Annotated in this window: 22 protein-coding genes; 6 read left to right on the top strand and 16 right to left on the bottom strand. The window is 53.7% G+C overall.

Annotation, left to right across the window (positions count from 1 at the left end; genetic code table 11):
* Positions 1–22 precede the first annotated feature (22 nt).
* From IB214_RS20055 to IB214_RS20040, 4 genes are all read left to right on the top strand, one after another.
* Entirely contained in the window at positions 23–949 is a 927-nt protein-coding gene (locus tag IB214_RS20055) for an ABC transporter ATP-binding protein (protein ID WP_096758269.1), read from the top strand.
* Positions 946–1,716 carry an ABC transporter permease gene (locus IB214_RS20050; RefSeq protein WP_096758268.1) on the top strand — a complete coding sequence of 257 codons (771 nt, stop codon included), beginning with the start codon at positions 946–948 and terminating at the stop codon, positions 1,714–1,716. Before IB214_RS20055 ends, IB214_RS20050 begins: the two co-directional genes overlap by 4 nt.
* Positions 1,717–1,819: 103 nt before the next feature.
* Positions 1,820–2,260 (top strand): PTS sugar transporter subunit IIA, encoded by a 441-nt coding sequence (locus tag IB214_RS20045; protein ID WP_117342304.1) that lies wholly within the window; start codon positions 1,820–1,822, stop codon positions 2,258–2,260.
* 61 nt (positions 2,261–2,321) lie between these two features.
* Positions 2,322–3,551, top strand: coding sequence for a polysaccharide deacetylase family protein (locus IB214_RS20040; RefSeq protein WP_117342303.1), 1,230 nt, complete (start codon positions 2,322–2,324; stop codon positions 3,549–3,551).
* Here the strand turns inward: IB214_RS20040 and IB214_RS20035 are convergent, their stop codons facing one another.
* From IB214_RS20035 to thpR, 16 genes are all read right to left on the bottom strand, one after another.
* Positions 3,552–4,637, bottom strand: coding sequence for a fimbrial protein (locus tag IB214_RS20035; protein ID WP_117342302.1), 1,086 nt, complete (start codon positions 4,635–4,637; stop codon positions 3,552–3,554).
* Positions 4,638–4,651: 14 nt separating this feature from the next.
* Positions 4,652–5,269, bottom strand: a complete 618-nt coding sequence (locus IB214_RS20030; RefSeq protein ID WP_223240162.1) for a fimbrial-like protein — start codon at positions 5,267–5,269, stop codon at positions 4,652–4,654.
* A 21-nt stretch (positions 5,270–5,290) separates the two neighbouring features.
* On the bottom strand, positions 5,291–5,848 hold the full coding sequence (locus IB214_RS20025; protein ID WP_117342300.1) for a fimbrial protein: 558 nt from the start codon (positions 5,846–5,848) through the stop codon (positions 5,291–5,293).
* 22 nt (positions 5,849–5,870) lie between these two features.
* On the bottom strand, positions 5,871–6,452 hold the full coding sequence (locus IB214_RS20020) for a fimbrial protein (protein WP_117342299.1): 582 nt from the start codon (positions 6,450–6,452) through the stop codon (positions 5,871–5,873).
* A gap of 22 nt (positions 6,453–6,474) precedes the next feature.
* Positions 6,475–9,030 (bottom strand): outer membrane usher protein, encoded by a 2,556-nt coding sequence (locus IB214_RS20015; RefSeq protein ID WP_115259428.1) that lies wholly within the window; start codon positions 9,028–9,030, stop codon positions 6,475–6,477.
* A gap of 45 nt (positions 9,031–9,075) precedes the next feature.
* A complete protein-coding gene (locus tag IB214_RS20010; protein WP_117342298.1) occupies positions 9,076–9,798 on the bottom strand; it encodes a fimbrial chaperone in 723 nt (240 codons plus the stop codon).
* A 59-nt stretch (positions 9,799–9,857) separates the two neighbouring features.
* The gene (locus IB214_RS20005; protein WP_117342297.1) at positions 9,858–10,442 is read right to left on the bottom strand and encodes a fimbrial protein; all 585 of its coding nucleotides are present in this window, start codon (positions 10,440–10,442) and stop codon (positions 9,858–9,860) included.
* Between the two features lie 291 nt (positions 10,443–10,733).
* The gene (gene panD / locus IB214_RS20000) at positions 10,734–11,114 is read right to left on the bottom strand and encodes an aspartate 1-decarboxylase (protein WP_023178331.1); all 381 of its coding nucleotides are present in this window, start codon (positions 11,112–11,114) and stop codon (positions 10,734–10,736) included.
* A 95-nt stretch (positions 11,115–11,209) separates the two neighbouring features.
* Entirely contained in the window at positions 11,210–12,064 is an 855-nt protein-coding gene (gene panC, locus IB214_RS19995) for a pantoate--beta-alanine ligase (protein WP_115259425.1), read from the bottom strand.
* 11 nt (positions 12,065–12,075) lie between these two features.
* Entirely contained in the window at positions 12,076–12,867 is a 792-nt protein-coding gene (gene panB, locus IB214_RS19990) for a 3-methyl-2-oxobutanoate hydroxymethyltransferase (protein ID WP_117342296.1), read from the bottom strand.
* 120 nt (positions 12,868–12,987) lie between these two features.
* Positions 12,988–13,479, bottom strand: coding sequence for a 2-amino-4-hydroxy-6-hydroxymethyldihydropteridine diphosphokinase (gene folK, locus IB214_RS19985; RefSeq protein WP_117342295.1), 492 nt, complete (start codon positions 13,477–13,479; stop codon positions 12,988–12,990).
* Positions 13,480–13,589: 110 nt separating this feature from the next.
* On the bottom strand, positions 13,590–14,987 hold the full coding sequence (gene pcnB / locus IB214_RS19980; protein WP_207119307.1) for a polynucleotide adenylyltransferase PcnB: 1,398 nt from the start codon (positions 14,985–14,987) through the stop codon (positions 13,590–13,592).
* Positions 14,988–15,058: 71 nt separating this feature from the next.
* Positions 15,059–15,955 carry a tRNA glutamyl-Q(34) synthetase GluQRS gene (gluQRS, locus tag IB214_RS19975; RefSeq protein ID WP_117342439.1) on the bottom strand — a complete coding sequence of 299 codons (897 nt, stop codon included), beginning with the start codon at positions 15,953–15,955 and terminating at the stop codon, positions 15,059–15,061.
* A 72-nt stretch (positions 15,956–16,027) separates the two neighbouring features.
* Positions 16,028–16,483, bottom strand: a complete 456-nt coding sequence (dksA, locus tag IB214_RS19970; RefSeq protein ID WP_003829221.1) for an RNA polymerase-binding protein DksA — start codon at positions 16,481–16,483, stop codon at positions 16,028–16,030.
* Between the two features lie 178 nt (positions 16,484–16,661).
* The gene (sfsA, locus tag IB214_RS19965; protein WP_117342293.1) at positions 16,662–17,366 is read right to left on the bottom strand and encodes a DNA/RNA nuclease SfsA; all 705 of its coding nucleotides are present in this window, start codon (positions 17,364–17,366) and stop codon (positions 16,662–16,664) included.
* 12 nt (positions 17,367–17,378) lie between these two features.
* Positions 17,379–17,912: an RNA 2',3'-cyclic phosphodiesterase gene (thpR, locus tag IB214_RS19960; protein ID WP_117342292.1), complete on the bottom strand. Its 534-nt coding sequence runs from the start codon at positions 17,910–17,912 to the stop codon at positions 17,379–17,381.
* Between the two features lie 73 nt (positions 17,913–17,985).
* Here thpR and hrpB point away from each other — a divergent pair, with 73 nt between their 5' ends.
* Positions 17,986–20,415 (top strand): ATP-dependent helicase HrpB, encoded by a 2,430-nt coding sequence (gene hrpB / locus IB214_RS19955; protein WP_117342291.1) that lies wholly within the window; start codon positions 17,986–17,988, stop codon positions 20,413–20,415.
* 125 nt (positions 20,416–20,540) lie between these two features.
* Positions 20,541–23,078, top strand: coding sequence for a bifunctional glycosyl transferase/transpeptidase (gene mrcB / locus IB214_RS19950; RefSeq protein WP_115259419.1), 2,538 nt, complete (start codon positions 20,541–20,543; stop codon positions 23,076–23,078).
* Positions 23,079–23,281 lie beyond the last annotated feature (203 nt).

The raw sequence follows: 23,281 nt of genomic DNA, 5'->3' as shown, positions 1-23,281 counted from the left end.
AATGTAAGGTAAGTAAAAAACCATGACCATTGCTCTGGAACTTCAACAACTTAAAAAGACTTATCCCGGTGGCGTTCAGGCGCTACGCGGCATAGATTTGCAAGTCGAAGCGGGTGATTTTTATGCGCTTTTAGGTCCTAACGGCGCAGGAAAGTCCACCACCATCGGGATTATCAGCTCGCTGGTGAACAAATCCTCAGGGCGGGTGAGCGTCTTTGGCTACGATCTTGAAAAAGATACGGTTAACGCTAAACGCCAGCTTGGGCTCGTGCCGCAGGAGTTTAACTTTAACCCGTTTGAAACCGTGCAGCAGATCGTGGTGAACCAGGCGGGCTATTACGGCGTTGAGTATAAAGAGGCGGTAAAACGCAGCGAAATTTATCTAAAACAGCTCGATCTGTGGGAAAAGCGTAACGAACGGGCGCGTATGCTGTCCGGCGGTATGAAGCGACGTTTGATGATCGCCCGTGCCTTGATGCATGAGCCGAAGCTGCTGATCCTCGATGAACCGACGGCGGGCGTTGATATCGAACTGCGTCGTTCAATGTGGGGATTTTTAAAAGATTTAAACGACAAAGGCACGACGATTATTCTGACCACCCACTACCTCGAAGAGGCGGAAATGCTGTGCCGTAATATCGGTATTATTCAGCATGGTGAGCTGGTGGAGAATACGTCGATGAAAAACCTGCTTTCCAAACTGAAATCCGAGACCTTTATTCTCGATTTAGCAGCGAAAAGCCCGTTGCCCAAACTGGAGGGCTATCAATACCGTCTGGTTGATACTTCCACGCTGGAAGTCGAAGTGCTGAGAGAGCAGGGGGTAAACAGCGTGTTTTCCCAGCTGAGCGCCCAGGGCGTTCAGGTATTGAGTATGCGTAACAAGGCGAACCGACTGGAGGAGCTGTTTGTTTCTCTGGTGCATGACAAACAAGGAGATCGCACATGATGCAGCTTTACTGGGTCGCACTGAAAAGCATCTGGGCGAAAGAGATCCACCGTTTTATGCGGATCTGGATCCAGACGCTGGTCCCACCGGTCATTACCATGACGCTGTATTTTATTATCTTCGGTAATTTGATTGGCTCACGCATCGGCGAAATGCACGGCTTTAGCTATATGCAGTTCATCGTACCGGGGCTGATTATGATGGCGGTCATTACCAATTCGTACGCCAACGTCGCGTCGTCATTTTTCAGCGCCAAGTTTCAACGCAACATTGAAGAACTGCTGGTCGCGCCGGTACCGACGCACGTCATTATTACCGGTTTTGTCGGTGGTGGCGTGGCGCGCGGGCTGTGCGTAGGTATTCTGGTGACCGCTATCTCCCTGTTCTTTGTGCCGTTTCAGGTACATTCGTGGGTCTTTGTGGCGCTTACGCTGGTGCTGACGGCGGTCCTGTTCTCGCTGGCCGGATTGCTGAATGCGGTTTTTGCCAAAACCTTTGACGATATCAGCCTGATCCCGACCTTTGTGCTGACACCGCTGACCTATCTGGGCGGCGTGTTCTACTCGCTAACGCTGCTGCCGCCGTTCTGGCAGGGACTGTCGCACCTGAACCCGATTGTCTACATGATCAGTGGTTTCCGCTACGGTTTCCTCGGCATTCATGATGTACCGCTGGTCACGACCTTTGGCGTGCTGGTGGTGTTTATTGCCGCCTTTTATTTACTCTGCTGGTATCTGATTCAACGCGGACGTGGGTTACGTAGCTGATTCTTTCTTCCTCTCCCAGACCGGGAGAGGAAGACTTTTGATGTTTATCACCGTTATGTATTTATCACCCTGATAAACTACTTGTCTGCTAAGGAGGTAGGCAATGTTAGGTTGGGTGATTACCTGTCATGACGATACGGCACAGGATATGCTGCATCGTCTGGAAAAAAAGTTCGGCCCGCAGGCGCAATGTCGGGCGGTAGGGTTTTGGCGTGGACTGAGTTCAAATATGTTAAGTCGGATGATGTGCGATGCCCTGCATGACACCGATTCCGGCGAGGGTGTGATATTCCTGACGGATATTCCAGGTGCTGCGCCTTATCGCGCGGCGGCATTGATGAGCCATAAACATTCCCAGTGTGAAGTGATCTCAGGCGTGACGTATCCATTGCTTGAGCGAATGCTTTTGTCGCGAGAATCGATGAGCAGCGCGGCGTTTCGCAATCAAATTGTTTCCCTCGGCGGTCCTGATGTCACCAGCCTGTGGCATCAGCAACAGAAAAATCCCCCCTTTGTGTTGAAGCATGATTTGTATGAGTATTAAGCATTGGTATTGATAATGCTTTTGCTACAATAACCGAGGTTTTTCGCCTCGGTTATCCCATATGGTTATGCGTGCTCTGCTTATTCTGATGTTCCTGTTTTCTGGTTTTGCGGTTGCGGCGTTGCCTGCGCGCTATATGCAAACCACTGAAGATGCTGCTGTCTGGGCACAGGTTGGCAATAAAATGGTGACGGTAGGGAATATTCGTGCGGGCCAGATCCTTTCGGTCATTCCCGGTGGCGAAGACTATTACGCGTTTACCTTTGGCTTCGGTAAGGGATTTATCGATAAAGGCCATCTGGAGCGCGTTCAGGGGCGACAGAAGGTCGAAGATGGACTGGGCGATCTCAATAAGCCCCTGAGTAATCAGAACCTGATCACCTGGAAAGATACGCCGGTTTATAACGCCCCCGACGCCGGGAGTGCGCCGTTTGGCGTGCTGGCGGACAATCTGCGCTATCCCATAATAAACAAGCTGAAAGACAGGCTGAACCAGACGTGGTTTCAAATCCGTATTGGCGACCGGCTGGCTTATATCAGCGCCTTAGATGCTCAGACCGATAATGGGATCCCGGTGCTGACTTACCATCACATTCTGCGTGATGAAGAGAACACCCGTTTTCGCCATACCTCGACGACCACTTCCGTACGTGCTTTCAGTAACCAGATGACCTGGCTGCGTGATATGGGCTACACCACGCTGACGATGTACCAGTTAGAAGACTACGTGCGTAACCGCGGTAATCTGCCCGCGCGCGCGGTGGTGGTAACCTTTGACGATGGCCTGAAGTCGGTCAGCCGCTATGCGTATCCGGTGTTGAAACAATACGGCATGAAAGCAACGGCGTTTATTATCTCGTCGCGTATTAAGCGGCATCCGCAAAAGTGGGATCCAAAATCGCTGCAGTTTATGAGCGTCTCTGAATTGAATGGCATCAGGGATGTGTTTGACTTTCAGTCACATACCCATTTTTTACATCGGGTAGATGGTTACCGTCGGCCGATCCTGCTGAGTCGTAGCCACCATAATATCCTGTTTGATTTTGCCCGTTCGCGGCGCGCGCTGGCGCAGTTTAATCCGCATGTGCTGTACCTCTCATACCCCTTTGGCAGTTATAACGCTACGGCGGTGACAGCGGCAGGAGAGGCGGGGTTTCACTTAGCGGTGACGACGGTGAAAGGGAAGGTGAAACCGGGGGATAATCCGTTCTTATTGAAAAGGCTTTATATTTTAAGAACGGATTCGCTAGAGACGATGTCGCGGCTGATCAGTAACCAGCCGCAGGGGTAATCAAAAGTAGTCGATGGTGAAGGTGCCGATGGCTTTAAATTCGCCAGTGGTTATTGTGCTACCGTCATTGAGTGGGTAAATACTAGCGTAAAAGGGCAGGTTGTAGGAGGCGTTATTCGCGACGCTCGTCATTGGGCTCCAGATTTCAGCGCCAGGTTTAAAGGTATTTTCACCGTCGCGAGTTAGTGCATTGGTTTGCACGTAAACGCCAATCCCTTTCGCCGCAGTGCTGCCACTCAGCGTATTTTTGAGGAGCATATAGCCCATATCAGTGGTGGTACTGGCCGTTGAAGTCAGTTTAAAACGCATCCACACGGTGTTGGTACAGTACTTCATCTGTAACGTAAAGTTCTGAGAAGGCCAGTAGAGATCTCTGAGTGATGACATCATGATCTCGCCAAAATCAACGTTGTTGGTGCCGTTATTAGCCGATACCGCGGTGCAGGTTGCTGCGTAAACCGGCACGCTAAAGCTGGTCGGCGTAACGTTGATGGTCCACGGGTTGTTATCATCAGAATCTGCGGTGCCGATGCGAATTTGCCCCAGCGTGCGTGAATCTTTTGGTGTAATCGCGCTGACGTTGTTAACATTTCCAGCAAACCCGCTACCCTGATATAGCGTTACGGTAGCTTTCATTTGCTTGCTGTCCCAGTAGCTTATGCTGCCGCTGTCGACCATGACCCACGAGCCTCCACTAGACGACGGAAAATAACCGCCGCCTCCGCCGGTGCTATACATTTTTACCGCATAGTAAATACCGTCGACATTGGTAGGATAAAGCGCTCTGCCATCGGTCATATTGACCCTCGAGGCTTCGGTGGTATTCATATAAAATGCCACGCCGTCCTTTCCGTTATTGCAATAGGTCCAGAGATCACGGTCAAGCGAGGGATCAAAATAGGTGAGTTCATAGATGGAGCCTGAGATGTCGTCGCTCACATAGTGAAATGAAATTGGGTTTGTCCCTCCGCCATTCAGCGCCATAGTGCCACTTTTGCCACTCTGTGAGAGGCGGCATTCTGTGCTTGCGCTGGCATTAAAATTCAGGGCCAATAGCGTTACCGGGAGTAGTAGATATTTAATCATGTCATCTTCCTTGATTATTGATAAATAGCATCAACCAGCACATGGCTGGTGATCTTTCCGGCGCTCACGATGCCGGTATTCTGGTAGCGGGCGTAAAAGTCGTAACGGGTCAGATAGTTGGCTGATGTTGAAACGTCAATGGCGACGGATGAACTGCCGTCGCTATTGACGACGTTACGGTTATCGCTGCTGGAGAAAATCACGATACCGACGTTTTCCGCTCCGCCAGTGGCCGCGGGGGTGTCGTTGATAAATACCTGCTGGCTCTCGGCAGGCCAGGTGCCGTTTTGCGGCTGAAAGCGGAACACCATTGCGTTAACCGTTGTCGTATCATCAGCGCAGCTTTCGACGTTGACGCTAAACTGCGTGCCGCTGTCGGCATCGCCCGGCTGCAGGCGTGTTGTGCCGTCGCCGTTGTAAAACCAACTCCTTGAAACGATAGGTAAATGTACCAATCCGTTATCGGAGAGGGAGATCTGGCAAGTGTTCTCCACGACGTTAGCCGTGAGGGTGACGTCCAGACCTCCCGCGTCCTCATCCGCAAAGCAGGGGGCAGTGTAGAGTCCGCCAGTCACTCCCATTATCAGTAGTGCTCTCCCTAGTGGAGAGAGTATTTGGATGTTTAATGGCATGACGGCTCTACTCCTCTAGGTTTACTGATAGGTGACAACAAACGTGACCGGCGCGCTGACGCTGCCTGTCGTGACGTTAGAAATCGTTCTATCCTTGGCGATAACAATACGGGAGGCGAAAGCAACATCGAGCGTACTGCCGCTTATGGTGAGCTTTTGCGCGGGTTTGGTATTGCAGCTTAGCAGCGTTCCTGTTCCGGCTATGCCTTGCCAGACTTCAAAACCGGTGGCGTTACCAGCAGAGAATGAGTCTCCATTAGTGCTTGGCCCTGAACACCCGCCCCCGGTACCGGAGACGACCTGATAGCTGGCGGTTTTGACGCCCGCGCAGTCGGTAAAGGCCACTTTGAACGGCTCGCTGCGGCTTTGTGCGACCAGATCTGACTTAAAGACCTCGCCGAAATCCAGCTTACTGATAGCCTGGCCGCCGGTGTTCTGAATTTGTGCCGTACAGGTACCTGCTGAGATGGTCGTGGTAAAGGTTGCCGAAACGCTGCTGGTACCGGTTATTGCGGCAAAAGAGTGAGCGGAGAAAAGCATTGCACCGGCAACGCCGCCCAGAAATGATAATTTTTTCATCAAGAGATCCCTTTTCTGATGATTATTCGTAGGTGAAGTTGAAGGTCGCCACGGCGCTAAAGTCACCGGTGGTACCTTGACCCGTGCGGGTTTCCGCTAATGTGGCGACTAACGGCACCTCTTTCGCACTGATTTCCGCGCTGCTCCATATGATCCGGCCTGTATCGGCAGTGGCGTTAATGGTGAAAGGCGCATCGGTTGCAGAAACCCTGGCGATAGTGAGACCGAGGAAGCTTGCGGCATCCGCCTCCCCCGAACCGTTGACAATAATGTAGTTAGCATAGCTAGACGGCGTACCCGTGATGGTGGTTTTTAGCCCTTGTAAGCTGTCCGGGCATTCGGTGATTTTCAGCTTAAAAGTCGCCTGGGCCGAACTGTCGCCGTTGGCAATCTTATCGAGGCTGACGGTTCCGCCCGAGCCAATGGGAATGGTGTTATTTTGACCATTACCACTGCCGCCTTCGATAGCCATATCACAGGTGGTTTCGCGTAGCGTTGCGGTAAAGGTGACATCCAGCGATGTCGCCTGGGTTGGGTATGCGGTTGCGAACAGCAGTCCGCTACAGCCCAGTAGGTAGAGTTTTTTCAGTCTCATTATCTTCATAATCCCTGTAAAAATAATGCCATTACATCTGGCAACGTTGGTTACTCAGTAGACGGGTAAGGCCAACTTTCTGTTCAGCTTTCTCGCTATCGAGCTGATAGTTGACGGTGCAGCGTCCGTCGCTGCCGCTGCCCCAGATGACAAGCAGTTTGCCGCTATCAACGACACCGCGAACGTACGCCATACCGGCCTGCCCGACGGTCCCGATAGATTCACCCTTCTCGTTTTGCACGTCCGCGCCGAGCGGGATAAAGCCGTTATCGGTACGTTGCAACTCCAGCAGCAGTGAACGTCCTTCATCGGTTTCGAAATCCACCCGTACCACGGCGCCGCTGCGCGGAATTACCACGGAGCTGGTGTTTTTCACCTCGACGTCGTGTTCCATTTTGTCGATATTGATGCCTACATTATTTTCCCGGTAAGCGGACAGATAAGGCTGGATGGCATAGCCAAAGCGGTTAATTTCGCCGTCGCCATTGGTTAAGCGTGCGCCTTTGGCACCCGAAGCGTGAACCAGTGCCAGCGTGTCGGTATCGCCGATGCTGTTCGGCGCCAGCGTCAGGCCGCCGGAGTGCAGCAACATGCCGCCGCTGTAACTTAATGAATATTGACGGCTGTTATCGTCGGATGCGGAAGCCGACACGCTGAGTGGCCCCAGTGAACTGTTGTAGCTACCGTAGCCGCCAACCTGGTTAATTGAGCCGCTGTCACTACGGCTGGCGCTGGTGTTAACGCTATAGTTAAAGCGATAGTCGTCAGTGTTACCGTTGGCGCTGGTGGCGAAGTTATTGTTCGACTTCAGATCACTGTTGACGCTCATGTTGACGGTGGAAAAACCGAGCGGCCTTTTGTTACGACCGAACAGGTTTTCCAGCGGAATACTTAGACTTAAGTAAACGCTGTCGTCTTTATCACCGTATTCGTTATAGGTGCGCTGAACGGAAAGGCTGTAGCTGGCCCACGAGAAGGAATCGCTGTAGCCGATGCTGTATTGCGAGGTCGATGACGACTTGTTCCAGTAGTCCTCCCAACTCCCGTTCACATACAGGTTCCCGCTGCTGGAATCCCACAGAGAGACCGGCTGGCTGATATTGATTTGGAACTGGTTTTTCATGCGCTGGAAATTGCTGAACTCATTGTTTGCATCCGATCCGTTGTGCTTCACGTTATCGTTTAGCGTGGCGGCATCGCGCAGCGACATGTAGTTTTCAGTCGAGAAACGGTAGGCGGCAATGTTGAAAGACGTTTGCGAATCTTCAATCAGCTTACTCCAGGTGATGCGATAGCTCTGCCCGGTGAGGGTGTCCAGATCGTCGACCGATGTATTTGAGTGCGTAACGTCAAAAGCGAAGGCACCCACTGGCGTATTGGTGGCGATACCCAGCAAGCCAGCGTAATAGCCGACGTCCATGTACTGAGCACCGGTGTAAACGGTGAAGGTATTATTCAGGCCGTAGTAGCCGCTGGCGTAGCCCAGTCGAGGCTTCTCTTTTAAGCCATTGTCGTGCAGTTCGCCTGCGCCAACGTCCCAGCGACCATAGCCAGGACGCAGCATCTGTGTGACGGAGGAGTAGGGCACCGAGAAGGTGCGCACGCTGCCGTCGGCTTCTTCAATAGAAACATCCAGATTGCTGCCATAGCCGGTGGTACTGAGATCGTTGATAGCGAAGGGGCCGGGCGGCACCGTGGTTTCATAAATTTTACTGCCGCTTTGCTTAATCGTGACCTTGGCGTTGCTTTTTGCCACGCCGCGAATTTCCGGGGCGAAGGTTGACGCCCCGCCGGGGAGCATTCGGTCATCGTTATAAAAGCGAACGCCGCGCAGGCTGAAGGAATCAAAGGCATCACCGCGGGTAAAGGAGTCGCCAACCAGAAACTGCGAGCGCAATGCCGTGATATCACGCTGTAGATAAATATCCTGGCTAGAGTATTCGCTGCCGTTGTCTTTGTCCCAGTTCGCGTTACCTCTGGCACGCAGATGCCATGCGCCAAAATTGGCACCGTATTTTAATCCGGCATAGGCCGAGTCAGAGCTGCTACCGCTGTTTTCCGAATGCCAGCTGTTGAGATCATAAGAAAACATTGCCACCGGAATACCATCCTGCCATAACGAAGGATCGACGTATCCGTTAGGGTTTTTGAGGACGTAAATCTGCGGCATGGAGAGTGACAGTTCCTGAGTGCCGATATCATAATTCCATGAGGACTGCGGGAACTGTTTGGCAAGATCGACACATTCAGCAGACTCGAGATCCATCCCTGCTGTTTTGACGCCAATTTGCGTCAATAACTTGCTAGTGAAGCAGGGCGTAGCGCGTGGCGTGCCATTATCGTTGAAGGTAAAATCGCCCAGCAATTTACGCTGACCATTCAGCAGGATCTGCGTTTTATAGGTACCCGGTGGGACTGGGTTGCCTTTTGAATAACGACTTACGTCGATGTTTGAGCCAGTATTGAAGAGAAATTGATCGTTAAATTCAACATCATCCGCTAAAACTGGAGATGCTTCTTCTGCCATTACTGGAGACTGGAGTGCAATATAAATAGCTGTACACAATAATGATCGACGAAAAAGCATAGTTCCCTTATCTCTTCTGGATGCTGATATCCTTCAGCGCGGTAATTAATTAATGCTGGCCTGGTGCTTCTCTATCCCACCGAAATCATTAATTGCGGCATATTCTATTTTTCCACCTGATATATTAGGCGTGTTTTTTAGCGGAATAACTTCACTTGATAGCGGTGAGATCGTATGGGAATCGACATTTATTTTCTTACCGCTTGCCGTAATAGTGGCGCTTGCCATCGATACGTAATAAGGACTGCTATTATTGGCAACCAGTGTTCCGCCCTGCTGTGACCATTTCAGATTTCCCGCCGCGGTGGCCGGATCGCCCTGTAAACCGTCCGGGCGAAAAAACATCTTAATACGAGTGCGGAACGCGAGCTGCAGGACGTTTTGGGCATTGGCGTCTTTTGCCTTTGGTGGAACTTCCAGCACGTTAAACCAGAACAGAGATTCCCGATCCTGAGGCAGGGCCTGCCCGGTCCACGTAATACGGACGGTCTGGCCTTTTGACGGATCAACGCGCGAGACCGGTGGCGTGACGATAAACGGTAATTTCAGCTCTTGTGGATTAACCGTATCACGACCGTCGTCCAGCCAGGACTGCACCAGCAGCGGTTTGTTGCCACGGTTTTCCATCTTGACGGTAACGTCTTTGGATGACTGTGGATACACAACGCGAGTGCCGGAGATAACGATGTCCGCACTGGCGCTAAATGTGCTTAACGCAGCGCTGGCGCATACCAGAGCAGCGAGGGTAAATTGGGTGTAACGATGCATATATGCTCCCTGCGATGCGCCTGCGGAAAAGGCAGGCGCATAATCCAACTACGGCGTGATTACTCGTAGGACATAGTAAAGGTAGCGTTGCTGCTGACTTTACCGGCGGTGATATCAGTCGTCCCTTTCACCCAGTCTGCGCTTGGAACGTAAGCCACGCGGTAAGCCAGTACGCCAACACCTTCGTCCAGCGTTGCTGTCTGAGTGTTGTTCGCCGGCAGGCCAACCTCGATGCGGTCAGTGTTGCTGGAACCGTTGTTATACAGCGCCAGGCTTACGTTATCGGCATGTCCAGCAACGCTCGGATCGGTTTTCAGGGTACCGTTAGACAGTTCAGCGAACTGCTGAGAGGTGAAGGTGGCTGACGCTTTGGTCAGCGTTGTCGGGCAACCGCTCAGATGCAGTTCGAATTCTTTGGAACCAACGCCGCCAGTGTCAGTGGTCGCCCCTTCAACTTCGCTGACTTTTACCACTGGCATGGTGATGGTGACGTTGTTGGCGTCAACACCGTTGTTAGTGGTGATAGTGCAGGTGGTGTCAGTAACGGCACCATCAAAAGTGATCAGACCTACATCATCTGCGAATGCAGATGCTGAACCCAGTGCGCAAACAATTGCTGCCGCAGCAATGCTCAACTTATTCATTTGTTAACATCCATATAAAATTAAATATTCCCGGCAATAAATGGAGGGAGCCTAAAGAATTTTAGGTTTGGGCATTTTATTCTTGAAAGGACGGTAGGGGGAATTAAGAATTGTTGATAATGAATGTAGAATTGAGCGTTTGAATGGCTTAGGTGAATATGTTAAAATCGAAAATAAGTTTTACAGGATTAATTAATAAAATATAATATATTTTGTGATATTTATTATTCTGCGCTTTTTATATGTTTTATGAATAATAGCCCTGAAAAATATTTCAAGGCTATTATATTATCAGGCAACCTGTACCGGAATCGCTTTCGCAGTACGTTTCATTTCGTTATCGCCTTCGAAGTAGGCAACTTTCGGGCGCCAGGTTCGCGCTTCTTCATCAGACATCGTCACGAAGCTGGCGATAATCACGATGTCGCCAACTTCAGCGCAATGCGCCGCAGCACCGTTCACGGAGATGATCTTCGAGCCGCGTTCAGCCGCAATGGCATACGTAGAGAAACGTTTACCGTTGGTCACGTTCCAGATATCAATCGCTTCGTTTTCCAGAATACCGGAAGCATCGAGGAAGTCCTGGTCAATAGCGCAGGAGCCTTCGTAATGCAGGTCCGCCTGCGTGACCTTCACGCGGTGAAGCTTGCCTTGCAGCATGGTGCGAATCATAACGTCTATACCCTGTCGTTTACCTTGGCAAAGCAGGCACAAACGACCTGCTTTGAGAAATTTTCAGGCAGTATTGCCCGATTTTTAGCCCCTGTCTACTGGGCTAATGTAACGCTTTGATTGTCGATGAGACGCGCCTGGCCCAGCCATGCAGCGACCAGAATTACTGCTCGCTTACTGGTTTCGCTTAGCGCCAGCAAAGTATCGGCATCGCGAATCTGAATGTCATCGGCACGGAAGCCTTTTTCGTTCAGCTCCTGCTCGGCAATGGCAATGATCTCTTCCTGATCGCGCTCACCGGCCTGTAATTTTTCCCCAATGCGGCTCATCACTTTGTACAAGCCTGGGGCGATTTTACGCTGCTCAGCCGTCAGGTAGCCGTTGCGTGAGCTGAGGGCCAAACCGTCTTTGGCGCGAATAATCGGCACACCGACGATTTCAATGTCGTAACCCAGATCGGCCACCATTTTGCGAATTAGCGCCAGCTGCTGAAAGTCTTTCTCGCCAAAGCAGGCGATATCAGGCTGGATCAGGTTGAACAGCTTGCTAACGATGGTGGCAACACCGCGGAAGTGACCTGGACGACTTGCACCTTCCAGCATGGTGGAGAGGCCGGGAACATCAACGAAAGTGTGGCCTTCCAGACCCTGAGGGTAGATTTCTTCTACGGCTGGAGCAAAGACGTAATCGACTTTACGTTTGTTCAGCTTTTCGCAATCTTCTTGCAGCGTACGCGGGTAGCGCACCAGATCGTCCGGGCGGTCAAACTGCATCGGGTTAACGAAAATACTGGCGATCACTACATCCGCTCGAGCCCGGGCTTCATCGACCAGCTTCATATGACCATCGTGCAGGTTGCCCATGGTGGGAACTAACGCGACGCGCTTACCTTCCTGACGCAGACGACGAACGTGCTGGCGCAGCAGCGGTAGGGTTTCAATAATTAGCACACCTTGACTCCTTAATGGAAACTGTGTTCTTCACCCGGGTAAACGCCGGATTCAACCTCGGTAATATACTGCCGCACCGCGGCGCGCATGTCGCCCGCTTCATTGAGGAAATTTTTGGCAAATTTCGGAATATGACCGCCGGTAATACCAAACGCATCATGCATCACCAGGATCTGACCGTCGGTGACATTGCCTGCGCCGATGCCGATGACCGGGATGGACAGCGCTTCGGTCACGCGTTTTGCCAGCTCAACCGGAACACACTCCAGCACCAGCAACTGCGCACCTGCGGCTTCTAATGCCAGGGCATCGTCGAGCAGCGTTTGGCCAGCATCGCCACGGCCCTGCACTTTATAACCGCCAAAGATATTCACCGACTGGGGTGTTAAGCCCAGATGACCGCACACCGGGACCGCACGTTCGGTCAGCATTTTCACCGTATCAACCAGCCACGCGCCGCCTTCAATCTTGACCATGTTTGCGCCAGCGCGCATCACCACCGCCGCGTTAGCAAAGGCTTGCTCCGGCGTGGCGTAGGCCATGAACGGTAGATCGGCAAGCAGCAGGCAGTTTGGCGCACCGTGACGTACTGCCCGGGTATGATAGGCGATGTCTTCAACGGTGACCGGTAGGGTGGAATCGTGCCCTTGTATTGTCATTCCCAGTGAGTCGCCGACCAGCATCACATTGATGCCTTCGTCGGCAAAGAGTTTAGCGAAGCTGTAGTCGTAGGCCGTAATCGTCGCGAAGCGCTTTTTCTCTTGCTTGCATTTTTGCAGCAAGGAAATGGTCGTCGGTTTCATAACATTTCCTAAGTGTGAAAGTCATATTTACCGGCATTCTAGCAGTCACATTCAGGGGGGCAATGGTTTTAAGCAACCGTTTGGCGCGAAAGCAGTAAACGCTAAAGGGGAGGGGAAAATTTACCAGTGGGCAGGTTTTTCTGCGCCAAGGAGGGTGAGGTGCTGATGCAGACGGGTACCGTCCGGGAAAGTCAGTTCCGGCTCGATTTCAAACAGCGGCCACAGCATAAAGCCCCGGTTTTTCATATCGTAATGCGGAACGGTCAGACGGTCGGTATTAATCACGTCGTTGCCAAACAACATGATGTCGAGATCCAACGTGCGCGGACCCCAGCGTTCGGCTTTCCGTACTCGCCCTTGCTGCAACTCGATACGCTGCGTGTGGTTGAGCAACTCTTCAGGCGCGAGCGTGGTTTCCAGCGCAACGGCAGCGTTCAGGTAATCAGGTTGATCCTGAGGACCCAATGGTGGCGTGCGGTAGAAGGAGGATACGGCGACGATCCGGCTGTCCGGGATTTCTCCCAGTGCCTGTACGGCAGCATTAACCTGTTCCAGCGGAGAGGCTAAATTGCTGCCGAGTGCGATATACACCCGTCGTCTTTCTGGCTGCATCTGTGTTGGCTTTCCTCGCTCATCCCTGTCACGTACTGATGTACGCTCCTGGGCATTCGCTGTGTCACCGTCTTGATGCAACCCGAAATCCGTTGGGTATACGCGATGGGTCACGCACTTCCCTCGCGGCGCGGCGCACGTTTACGCGGACGACGATGGCGACGGCGTGCGTCTGGCTCTTCATCCAGCTCGTTCAGCATGCCTTTTTGCTCTGGTGGCGCGGAAACCTGGAATTCGCCCCACCACTGCGCCAGACGCTGCAGTTCGGCGTTGTTTTCCACTTCGGCACGCAGCGCCAGTAAATCGTAGGCTGCGCGGAATTTCGGATGCTCCATCAGCTTCCAGGCGCGTTTTCCCTGACGACGGGACATGCGTAACTGAAGCTGCCAGATATCGCGGGTGAGCGATGTCAGGCGTTTAGGAATCGCCAGCGAGCGGCACGCTTCGTCCAGCACGTCGTTCATCGCCAGAGCGAAAGCATCGTAGTAGGCCAGACCGCTTTCCTGAGCAATTTTCTGCGCGGCTTCCAGCAGCGGGTACCAGAACATGGCGGCAAACAGGAACGCCGGATTGACACGCATATCGTTGTGGATACGGGTATCGGTGTTCTTCAGTACCTGGGCAATAATGCGTTCCATTGCGCTGTCACCTTCTTCGGTGAAATAGCGGGTAATGGTCGGGAACAGCGGCTGGAACAGGCTGTACTCACGCAGTTTCTTATAAGTTTCGTAGCCGTAGCCCGCCTGTAACAGTTTGAGAGCTTCTTCAAACAGGCGTGCCGGCGGAATATCGTTCAGCAAGGTTGCCAGACGCGGGATCGGCTCGGCGGTTTCCGGGCTGATACGCATGTCGAGTTTTGCTGCAAAGCGGACGGCGCGTAGCATACGCACGGGATCTTCACGATAGCGAGTTTCAGGATTACCGATCAGGCGAATGACGCCGTCTTCCAGATCCTGCATCCCGCCGACGTAATCGCGAACGGTAAAATCCGCTACGCTATAGTAAAGGCTGTTAATGGTGAAATCGCGGCGTTGCGCATCTTCTTCGATGGAACCGAAGATGTTGTCACGCAGCAGCATACCATTTTGACCGCGCTGTGAGGTTGCACGGTCGGCTTCGCTGCCTTCATGGTGTCCTCGAAAGGTTGCCACTTCGATAATTTCCGGGCCAAACATCACATGGGCCAGACGGAAACGACGTCCTACCAGACGGCAGTTACGGAACAGTTTCCGAACCTGATCGGGGGTCGCGTTGGTCGTGACATCAAAGTCTTTCGGCTTTTTGCCCAGCAAAAGATCGCGTACGCCCCCGCCGACCAGCCATGCCTCGTATCCAGCCTTATTAAGCCTGTACATTACCTTCAGGGCATTTTCACTGATATCTTTGCGGGAGATAGAGTGCTGCTCACGCGGGATTACCGTCATATGTGGACGGGCGACGGCAAGCTCGGCCTCGCGCTCCTCGCGGCTTAGCACCTTGCGGCAAAAATTAGCGACTCGGGTAAAAATAGTACACCTCGGTAGTGTCAAACTTCAGTCAGAACAAGTGTTGCTGTGTAAAAATAGCGGCTAATCATAGCTCAGCAAGAGGCATTTGAGAATGCCGGATTTACATTCACTGAACCCGGCACCGTCGTAAGCACCCAATTTTGCACCGCAGTTTGCAGTAATTCTTCCACGCTTAGCGCTTGCCACGGTATTGCTATGTCTTGTCCGAGGAAGCGCAACGCGTCGATGAGAACAGGGCGCGGATCGCCTTGCGGCAGGGCAGGCGCATGATTCTGCTTAGAAAGTTTAGCCCCGTGTTCATTGAGCGCCAGCGGGAGATGAATATAGTCCGGTACCGGCCAGCCAAACTGCTGATACAGCGAAATTTGGCGCACTGTGGGCTCGATAAGATCCGCGCCACGCACGATTTCCGTCACGCCCTGAAAATGGTCATCAACCACCACCGCCAGGTTATAGGCAAACAGCCCATCGCGTCGGTGGATGACAAAATCTTCCCGAGCAAGCTGAGGGTTGGCCTGAATCTCGCCGCGCAGTCGGTCGTTAAACTGCATGACCGGGTGGCGTTGCTTGATACGCACCGCCGCGTGGTCCGGTCCGTGGCGTAATGTGCGACAGTGACCGTCGTAAATGCCGCCAATACTCTGAATACGGGCACGGGTGCAGGTGCAGTAATAGCTCAGATCCTGCTCTTGTAACCAGGCCAGCGCTTCACGGTACGCGTCATGGCGCTGAGATTGCCACAGTACCTCGCCATCCCAGTGCAGTCCGTAATGTTCCAGCTGACGCAGAATCGTATCTGCAGCACCGGGAACTTCACGAGGGGGATCGATATCTTCAATGCGCACCCACCAGATCCCGTGCTGTGCGCGAGCCTGTAGGTAGCTGCCGAGAGCGGCAATCAATGAACCAAAATGCAGTTCGCCGGAAGGGGATGGGGCGAAACGGCCAATATAGCGTTTGTCAGTCATGTCGGTGGATAGCATAAAAGAAGAAGGCGGGAGAAACTCCCGCCTGTAGTCAACGTGGTACAAATGACAGGATTAACCTGCCATCTGTTTTTCGCGAATCTCAGCCAGCGTTTTGCAGTCGATGCACAGATCGGCTGTCGGACGCGCTTCCAGACGGCGAATACCAATTTCTACGCCGCATGATTCGCAGTAGCCGAAATCTTCGTCTTCTACTTTCTTCAGCGTCTTCTCGATCTTTTTGATCAGTTTGCGCTCACGGTCACGGTTACGCAGCTCAAGGCTGAACTCTTCTTCCTGTGCGGCACGGTCAACCGGATCGGGGAAGTTAGCTGCTTCATCCTGCATATGAGTCACAGTGCGATCGACTTCATCCCTGAGTTGATTACGCCATGCTTCAAGAATACGCCTGAAGTGCGACAGCTGGGCTTCGTTCATATACTCTTCGCCCGGTTTCTCCTGGTACGGCTCCACCCCAGCGATGGCGAGAATACTCAGGGACGATGTTTTACGGTTTTGCCCTTCTTGCATGTTGCTTCTCCTTAACACGCACTATCGATCCCCATGTTCGGGGGAAAAATCAGGTCGCTATAAATAGCAGATGCTTTTCCGGATAGCAATTATCTAAACGTTACACTTGACAACCCTGTGAGGAAAAGCGTATTTGCGCACGCGGCCAGAATACTAATTAACCCGTTTGTATATGCCATTACAACGTAATGGCTAATGGCTCTTTAAGAGTCATTCCGTGGGCAGAAAGTTCCGCTTTATATACCAGAATTTCTACCCCCTTAAGCCGTGCTTCGACTAATAATTGCGCATATTTTGCATCGATATGGCGCGCGGGTGAAAAATGTGTAATGGCTGAATGCAGCACTGCGAAAAATATCACCGCTCGCTTGCCTTCGGCCGCTACGCTCATCAATTCCCGAAGATGTTTCTGACCTCGTTCAGTGATGGCATCGGGAAAATAACCCTGATTTTTTTCCGCCAACGTGACTGATTTCACTTCAATATAGCAGTCAGGGCGGGAATCCGCCTGTAACAAAAAATCAATGCGGCTGCCTTCGGCGCCGTATTTTACTTCACTTTTCAATATGCTGTAGTTCGAAAGTTCTGAAATTAACGCATTCTGAATAGCTTCTTTCGTTAATCTGTTAGCCCACAGGGTGTTAACACAAATAAACGCACCGGATTGGGTTTGCGTTAATTCCCAGGTATGCGGGTATTTCCGTTTAGTATTTTCTGATGTTGAATACCAGACGGTGTCACCCGGTGTAGCGCATCCGGTCATCGCGCCGGTATTCGGGCAGTGTAGCGTTAAGGTTGTACCGTCGGGTGTGATCACATCCGCTAAAAAACGCTTGTAGCGCTGAATTAAAGTCGCGCGCTGAAGTGGCGGAGAAAATTCCATGGAAATGTCCTTTTATTTTTCGCCAAGCGTCCAGCGCTGTAGTGGCGTGTAGCGTGTGCGACCGCGTGCAAATGAAGAGGCGTAAAGCGCAAACTCGGTGACCGGAAATGACCAGCAAAAACCCGGCGGCGGGATCGTGACCGCATGGCCGGCATCGCGCAACAGTGTGATATGCGGATGAAACGGCTGTGGGCTTTGGTAACACCCGCTGCGCGCGGCCTGCGCCCGCAGAATACTCGCCAATTGCAACAGCCCGCGTGGTGGCTGGCGCATTCCTAGCCAGACCACGCGTGAGCGCAGCCATTGTCCGGCGTCATCCAGTGTTAGCGTAAAACCCGGCTGGCGAATACGCCCGGCAAGTTGTGACAGCGCCTGCTGCTTCTCAGCGCTGACCTCGCCTAAAAAGGCCAGTGTCAGGTGCAGATTGTCAGTCGCGACGGGGCGACCCGCTTCAGGCGGGAACTGTGCGGCTCGCCAGTGGATAAGCTGCTCCCGAACCTCGGCTGGCAATTCAATGGCAAAGAACAGCCTTTTTGGCTCAGACATGATGGATACTCGGTTATGAATTAACGCGATGCTACAATGCAGCGCGAAGAATGTTAACCCTCTGGAGCCATTTGTGACGACGTTGCCCGTTGCCGCCGTAGTGCCTGAACTGCTTACCGCCCTTGATACCTCACCGCAGGTTCTGCTGACCGCACCGACCGGCGCCGGGAAATCGACCTGGCTGCCGTTGCAGCTTCTTGCGCACAATGGCATTCAGGGGCGGATTATTCTGCTGGAGCCGCGTCGTCTGGCGGCCCGCAACGTGGCGCAGCGTCTGGCCGAGTTGCTGAACGAAAAACCCGGTGAGACCGTGGGCTACCGCATGCGTGCTCAACACTGCGTTGGACCGCATACCCGGCTCGAAGTGGTAACAGAAGGTGTGCTCACGCGCATGATCCAACGCGATCCCGAGCTAAACGGCGTTAGCCTTGTGATCCTCGACGAATTTCATGAGCGCAGCTTGCAGGCTGACCTGGCGCTGGCGCTATTGCTGGATGTACAGCAAGGGCTGCGGGATGATTTAAAACTGCTGATCATGTCGGCAACGTTGGATAACGGGCGTTTGCAGCAGCTGTTGCCCGATGCGCCGACGATTGTCTCTGAAGGCCGCGCCTTTCCCGTAGAACGACGCTATCAGCCGCTGGCGGCGCATCAGCGCTTTGATGAAGCCGTGGCGGTGGCAACGGCGGAGCTATTACGCCAGGAAAGCGGCTCGTTGCTGCTTTTTTTACCGGGCGTGGGGGAGATTCAGCGAGTGCAGGAACAGCTGACCTCGCGCGTAGGTAATGATGTTCTGCTTTGCCCGCTATACGGTGCGTTATCGCTTACCGAACAGCGTCAGGCGATTTTGCCCGCGCCGCCAGGCTCGCGCAAAGTGGTGCTGTCCACCAATATTGCCGAGACCAGTTTAACTATCGAAGGTATCCGGCTGGTGGTGGACTGTGCGCAGGAGCGCGTGGCGCGTTACGACCCGCGCACCGGTTTGACGCGCCTGATTACCCAGCGTATTAGCCAGGCGTCGATGACCCAGCGAGCCGGGCGAGCAGGCCGTCTGGAACCCGGTATTTGCCTGCATCTGCTGGCGAAAGAGCAGGCCGAAAGAGCGGCGGCGCAGGGCGAGCCGGAGATGCTGCAAAGCGACTTGTCCGGCTTGCTAATGGAGTTGCTGCAATGGGGATGCACTGACCCAGCGCAGTTAAGCTGGCTGGATAGGCCGCCGACGGTCAATTTGCAGGCGGCAAAACGGCTGCTGCACATGCTGGGCGCACTTGAGGGCGACAGGCTCAGTGCGGCGGGGCAGAAAATGGCGGCGCTCGGCAACGATCCGCGTCTGGCGGCGATGCTGGTCCGTGCCACAGATGACAACGAAGCGGCAACGGCAGCAAAACTGGCGGCGATTCTCGAAGAGCCCCCGCGCGGTGGCAGTACCGATCTGACGGTGGCGTTTTCACACAATCAGCCGAATTGGCAGCAGCGTAGCCAGCAATTGCTGAAGCGCCTGAACATTCGAGGTGGGCAGTCTGATAGCGCGCTGATCGCCCCGTTACTGGCTTCGGCTTTCGCCGATCGCATTGCCCGACGTCGTGGTCAGGAGGGGCGGTATCAGCTGGCTAACGGGATGGGGGCGATGCTGGATGCCGACGACGCATCAGGGCGTCATGAATGGATTATTGCGCCTTTATTGCTGCAAGGCAGCGCCTCGCCGGATGCGCGTATTTTGCTGGCCCTGCCGCTGGATATCGATGCGCTGATACAATCATCTCCTGAGTTGCTGCAGCAGTCCGACACTATCGAATGGGATGAAAATCAGGGGACACTAAAGGCATTGCGCCGCACGCAGGTAGGTCAGTTGACGCTAAAAGTGCAGCCGCTGGCCAAACCCTCGGAAGAGGAACTGCATCAGGCGATGCTGAATGGTATTCGCGATAAAGGGCTAAGTGTGCTCAACTGGACGCCGGAAGCAGAGCAGTTCCGACTGCGTCTGCAATGTGCGGCAAAATGGCTACCGGAATACGACTGGCCTGCCATGGACGACGCGTCGTTGCTGGCGACGCTGGAGAGTTGGCTGCTGCCGCATATGAGCGGAGTGCACGCTTTACGCGCGCTTAAAGCAGTAAATGTGGGCCAGGCATTGCGCGGATTACTGGACTGGTCAATGCTGCAACGTCTGGATAGTGAATTGCCCACACATTACACTGTGCCGACGGGAAGCCGGATAGCCATTCGCTATCACGAGGATAACCCACCGGCGCTGGCGGTCAGGATGCAGGAAATGTTTGGCGAGGCCAATACGCCGACCCTCGCACAGGGGCGCGTCCCGCTGGTGCTGGAACTGCTCTCCCCGGCGCAGCGACCGCTGCAAATCACCCGTGATTTGAGCGCGTTCTGGCAGGGGGCGTACCGTGAGGTGCAAAAAGAGATGAAAGGGCGTTATCCCAAACATGTCTGGCCAGACGACCCGGCGAATACCGCGCCGACGCGGCGCACCAAAAAGTATTCATGAGTTGTAGTGGTAGGCCTGATAAGCGAAGCGCCATCAGGCAAAAAAATTGAGAGATTTCTTCTTCTGTCGCTTGACGGAAGAACAGAGAATCAGGTCTTTGCGCCTGAATGTTGCGGAGAAAAAGCATGGCGGGGAATGACCGCGAGCCAATTGGACGTAAAGGGAAACCGACGCGTCCGGCGAAACAAAAGGTGAGCCGTCGTCAGCTCAGAGATGATGAGTATGACGACGATTATGATGATGACTATGAGGATGAAGAACCGATGCCGCGTAAAGGTAAAGGCAAAGGGCGTAAGCCTCGTGGTAAACGCGGCTGGTTCTGGCTGCTGGTAAAACTGTCGATTGTCTTTTTGGTGCTGATTGCCATTTACGGCGTCTATCTGGATCAAAAAATCCGTAGCCGTATTGATGGCAAAGTCTGGCAGCTGCCTGCGGCCGTGTATGGCCGGATGGTTAACCTCGAGCCAGAAATGCCCATCGGCAAAAAAGAGATGGTGAAGCTGCTGGAGGCTACGCAGTATCGTCAGGTCTCGAAGATGACGCGGCCCGGTGAGTTTACCGTGCAGGCGAACAGCATTGAGATGATCCGTCGTCCGTTTGACTTCCCGGACAGTAAAGAAGGGCAGGTGCGTGCGCGTCTGACCTTTGACGGCGATCATCTGGACACCATCGAGAATCTGGATAACAACCGTCAGTTCGGTTTCTTCCGTCTCGATCCACGCCTGATCACCATGCTCTCTTCGGCAAATGGCGAGCAGCGTCTGTTCGTGGCGCGTAGCGGTTTCCCGGATCTGCTGGTGGACACGCTGCTGGCAACCGAAGATCGTCATTTCTACGAGCATGACGGCATTAGCCTGTATTCCATTGGTCGTGCGGTGCTGGCGAACCTGACGGCAGGTCGCACGGTGCAGGGCGCCAGTACGCTGACCCAGCAGCTGGTGAAAAACCTGTTCCTCTCCAGCGAACGTTCTTACTGGCGTAAAGCCAACGAAGCGTACATGGCCGTGTTGATGGATGCCCGTTACAGTAAGGACAGGATCCTTGAGCTGTACATGAACGAAGTCTATCTCGGCCAGAGCGGCGACAACGAGATCCGCGGCTTCCCGCTGGCGAGCCTGTATTACTTTGGCCGTCCGGTTGAAGAGTTGAGCCTCGATCAGCAGGCGCTGTTGGTGGGGATGGTGAAAGGGGCGTCGATCTACAACCCGTGGCGTAACCCGAAACTGGCGCTGGAGCGACGTAACCTGGTGCTGCGTCTTCTGCAACAGCAGCAGATTATCGACCAGGAACTGTATGAAATGCTGAGCGCGCGTCCGCTAGGCGTGCAGCCGCGCGGTGGGGTGATCTCTCCACAGCCCGCGTTTATGCAGATGGTGCGTCAGGAGCTACAGGCGAAGCTGGGCGACAAAGTTAAAGATCTTTCCGGCGTGAAGATTTTCACCACCTTTGATTCCGTGGCGCAGGACGCCGCAGAAAAAGCGGCGGTGGAAGGCATTCCGGTGCTGAAGAAACAGCGTAAGCTAAGCGATCTGGAAACGGCGATTGTGGTAGTGGACCGCTTTAGTGGTGAGGTTCGCGCCATGGTCGGTGGGTCGGAGCCGCAGTTCGCAGGCTACAACCGTGCTATGCAGGCGCGTCGTTCAATTGGTTCTCTGGCGAAGCCCGCGACCTATCTGACCGCCCTGAGCCAGCCGAAGCTGTACCGCCTCAATACCTGGATTGCCGATGCGCCGATTGCGCTGCGTCAGCCAAACGGTCAGGTGTGGTCCCCGCAGAACGATGACCGTCGCTACAGCGAAAGCGGTAAAGTGATGCTGGTGGATGCGTTAACCCGTTCCATGAACGTGCCGACCGTCAATCTGGGCATGGCGCTGGGGCTGCCAGCGGTCACCGAGACCTGGGAAAAACTGGGCGCGCCGAAAGATCAGCTGCACCCGGTGCCAGCTATGCTGCTGGGGGCATTGAACCTGACGCCAATTGAAGTGGCGCAGGCGTTCCAGACCATCGCCAGCGGCGGTAACCGCGCGCCGTTATCAGCGTTGCGCTCGGTAATTGCCGAAGACGGTACGGTGTTGTATCAAAGCTTCCCGCAGGCCGAACGCGCTGTGCCAGCACAGGCCGCGTACATGACGCTGTGGACCATGCAGCAGGTGGTGCAACGCGGTACCGGCCGTCAGCTTGGCGCGAAGTATCCGGGGCTGCATCTGGCGGGGAAAACCGGGACCACCAACAACAACGTTGATACCTGGTTCGCCGGTATTGACGGCAGTCAGGTGACCATTACCTGGGTGGGTCGCGATAACAACCAGCCTACCAAGTTGTACGGTGCGAGCGGGGCGATGTCGATTTACCAGCGCTATCTGGCAAACCAGACGCCAACGCCGTTAACGCTGACGCCGCCGGAAGATATTGTCGACATGGGCGTGGATTACGACGGCAACTTCGTGTGCAGCGGCGGGATGCGTACGCTCCCGGTGTGGACCAGCGATCCGGATTCGCTGTGTCAGCAAGGTGAGATGCTGCAACAGTCTGGCAATCCGTTTGATCAGTCAACGCCGCCGCAGCAGCCTCAACAGCAGCAACAGCAACAACCGCCGCAGCAAGAGAAGAAAGACGGCGACGGTGTCGCAGGCTGGATCAAAGATATGTTTGGCAGTAACTAATCTCTCCCAAAACCCGCTTCGGCGGGTTTTTCTTTTCTCATCTCAGACCCCGACCAAACAACATTTCAGCGTAATTCATTAACCCTTTCTTTTCATCTGGTTATTTCTTGACCCCTCAGTTTTAGTAGGGATGTGTATCGCTTGCTATCTCGCCAGCGTTTCGAATATTATGCTGCCGTTATAATAATAATTCTCGTTTACGT

Origin of the sequence: Citrobacter sp. C1 (assembly GCF_014596895.2) — a bacterium.
GTDB lineage: Bacteria > Pseudomonadota > Gammaproteobacteria > Enterobacterales > Enterobacteriaceae > Citrobacter > Citrobacter gillenii.
The sequence above is the reverse complement of the archived record's forward strand: the minus strand, read 5'-3'. Positions and strand labels throughout refer to the sequence as shown.